This is a genomic window from Xenorhabdus bovienii (assembly GCF_024721015.1).
Lineage (GTDB): Bacteria > Pseudomonadota > Gammaproteobacteria > Enterobacterales > Enterobacteriaceae > Xenorhabdus > Xenorhabdus bovienii.
This window is the reverse complement of record NZ_JANAIF010000094.1, coordinates 5,361-8,409: the sequence shown is the minus strand read 5'-3', so window position 1 is coordinate 8,409 and position 3,049 is coordinate 5,361. Positions and strand designations below refer to the sequence as shown.

The window sequence follows — 3,049 nt, the reverse complement described above, 5'->3', positions numbered from 1 at the left end:
TACGCAAAATCGCACAATTTTTCTTGACATGGGATCACTTCAAAAGACCCGCCCCCGCAAGGTCTCCCCGCCGATGCACAACTGCACAAAAACACCCCCTTTTTGTGTGCGGGCGAGGCGGGGGAGCAAGCGCGCGCAATGGGGGCGGATGGACGCGTTTATCTGGGCGGATCGCAAGAAGGGCAAAGACGGTCGACCATGCCGCACCAGCGCAACGCAGGGACGCGCAGGACGTATCGATCAGGGGGTAAGATGGGAAACAACGAAAAACGAACACAGCGCGATTGAGTGAGGATAACCGGCGCAGCGTTCGTAGAGAGTAATGGTTTCAGTCGGTTATCACTTGCCGTTCAGGGCGTCCAACAACGCATAGGGGGCAAAGCGTACGACTTCCTGTCCTGCCCAGTCGTTGACGGATTTCAGGCTTTCCATAATGGGACTCAGTTCATTGATAGCGAAGACTTTCGCCGCTTTCTCCACGTCCCCGAAGTTACCGCCGCCCGTGGGCATAATGCCCATCAATTGCGGCGGGACACGGTGCATGGCCAGCATGTCGTCGCGGGTCGCTTCCTTGATGTTGGTAAACTCATCTTTAGCACTGATCTGACTGAACGGCAGGATTTGCAGGCCGTCTTTCTTGCCATTGGCCGCATACACCAACAGGTTCTTGAAAGCACCATCGCGCCGGGATTTTTGCAGCGCATTTTTCAGATTATCCACGCCTTTCGGATCGGCCAGCGGGTCTGTCAGGTAAACGATAACGCCCGCATGACTGCCGTTTTCATAATAATTCATACGGAAGGTGGTCGCGGAACGATTCAGGTTGGCCGACAGCAATCCGGCCAGATATTCCGGCAGGCCATAAATTTCCTGATGAATATCCGGGTTCATCAGGTGAAAGAGGCTATCGGGACGAAATTCAAATTCCTTGTTCCAGCTTTCCACAAACCAGTACTGCCCTGATTTTTCACCCCGGCGCGTGTACTTGGCAGGCGAATGCCTGAGCGTCAGCAGTCCGCCCAGTCGGTGGGTGCGCTTTTCCAGATACGCATTACCGAACACCAGATAATCCAGCACATAGGCGGCCATATCCTGTCGGGGCAATAACGGGTGCGGAATAAAGCAACTCATGATCACATTGCGTTTAAAATACAGCGGTGACTGATGATAAACCGCAGACGAGAACGCTCGTGCCAGCCCGTAAAAGTCGATCGGGGTTTCATACCAGCGGCCATTTTTGGCACACTCCATACAGTCCAGTAAGTCCCCGACGGACGTCATCGGCGTGGGGGTTTCAAAAGTAAACGCCGCGCATTGGTCGGCACCGTCGGGCAGGTTCGCTCTGGGATTGTTCGCTGCGTCAGGCTGGATTTCAGCCGGTAGTAGATCAGTGTGCATGGTTAAAACTCCGAGACAAAAGACTGATGCCCGCCGGAATCGCTCGCTATCGGCTCTCCATGCAGGACATTCATAATAGACCAGGCAATATCGCCGTGATCAACGCCGCGCGTCCGGTCAGCGTCATAGGTGACGATGCCGCCCTGCGTAATGATTTTTTTGATGGACATAAACGAGGTGGCAACCTGCTGCATTCCTGCATCATATTCAAACCGACCGGAACGGATCAGCATTTGCGCTTTCATGACCAACATCCGTTTCAGCGCCGCAGAATATTTCAGTAAGGTGGCGGCCGGGAAAAATTTACACACCAGCTCATGCACCGCTTCACCCGTCCCGCCCGTCCCATCCAGCGTGATACCCAATACATGATAGCGCTCGGTCAGTTTGCGAATTTCTTCTGCCTGTTTCTCAAAGGCCATGCCCCTGAACCGCAAGGCTTCAATGACCCGCCATTTACCGCCACTAACGGCCGGCGGTGACATGACCGCCAGCCCCAGCCCGTCACCATTGCCGCCCGTGCCGGTCGGGTCAGCCCCGATATACACCCCCTTGTGTCCCAGCGGCCGTGGTGCGTAGGGTTTCCAGTCCGGCCAAACGTCTTCGTTATAACCATCAACCCCGCACTGGATGAGCGAGTTATAATCAAACGCCCGTTCACCGGCTTTCACGAAGAGACAACGGTATAAGTTATCGAAATCTTCCGGGCTGTTTTCGCTCTCGATTTCCGCCAAATCAACCCGATTTAACCCCAGTGCGATAGCATCATGAATGGTGACAATCTGCCGCCAGATGTTGTCGCCACACAAGGCACCCGGTTGTAATGTTTTATGGCTGAGATCCAGCGTAATCTGCTTTTTGTGGGACCGGCTTTTATTGAAAAAATCCCCTGTCCAGAACGGGTAGCCTTCGTGCTCTTCGCTGGATGGCGTAGAGAAATAAGTACGGCGCAGCCCTGTTTGGGTTGCCATACCTGCCGCCACTTTGCGCAGTTCCATAAAATTACTGACCCAGAAGAACTCATCAAAATAGAGATCACCGGTATAGGATTGCGCCGTCGCCGCTGACGTGCCGAGAAAATAGAGCGTGGCACCATTGGACAAAATAATCTCATCACCGCCCTTGAGTTCAACGCCGACCTGACGGGCAACCATCTGAATGAATTTTTTGAACTGGAACGCCTGTGCACGGCTGGCTGACAGAAAAATCTGGTTATGGCCGGTTTCCAGTGCGGTGATCAGCGCTTCACGGGCAAAGTACCAGGTTGCCCCAATCTGCCGAGATTTTAATATCATGCGGTTACGGCGGTTTTTCTGCGTGTACCAGCGTTTCTGGTATTCGAACAGGGATTCATAAACCTGCGCGCGCAATGCCGCAATTTGTTCCTCAGTGAAGTGATTTTTCGGTGTCTTGGCCTTTTTCGTGCTCTCTTTTTTCACTTCATGGCGATCAAAGCGTTCCAGCTGGCGATAGAAAAAATCCAGCGTCTTGAAATCGTGCGGGGTCAGCGCCTCTTTCGCCTGAATCCGCAGGATTTTCACATGCAATTCATCGCTCACCCGTTCAATCGGATTGGCTTCATCCCATTTATCCCGCCGCCGCCAGGAATACAGGGTATTCGCACTGACGCCCAGCCGTTTTGCTATCTGCG

Annotated in this window: 3 protein-coding genes; 1 reads left to right on the top strand and 2 read right to left on the bottom strand. The window is 53.5% G+C overall.

The window, feature by feature from the left end:
• Positions 1 to 292: hypothetical protein (locus NXS07_RS17330; protein ID WP_258087244.1), on the top strand; the 292-nt coding region annotated here is incomplete at its 5' end.
• A 47-nt stretch (positions 293 to 339) separates the two neighbouring features.
• Here the strand turns inward: NXS07_RS17330 and NXS07_RS17325 are convergent.
• Positions 340 to 1,398, bottom strand: a complete 1,059-nt coding sequence (locus NXS07_RS17325) for a phage portal protein (RefSeq protein WP_258087243.1) — start codon at positions 1,396 to 1,398, stop codon at positions 340 to 342.
• 2 nt (positions 1,399 to 1,400) lie between these two features.
• Positions 1,401 to 3,049, bottom strand: a 1,649-nt coding sequence (locus tag NXS07_RS17320) for a terminase large subunit domain-containing protein (RefSeq protein WP_258087242.1), incomplete at its 5' end; no start/stop codon positions are given.

Excerpts from the sequence above, each read along its gene's own strand:
- NXS07_RS17325 (WP_258087243.1), bottom strand. The coding sequence starts at position 1,398 with ATGCACACTGATCTACTACCGGCTGAAATCCAGCCTGACGCAGCGAAC.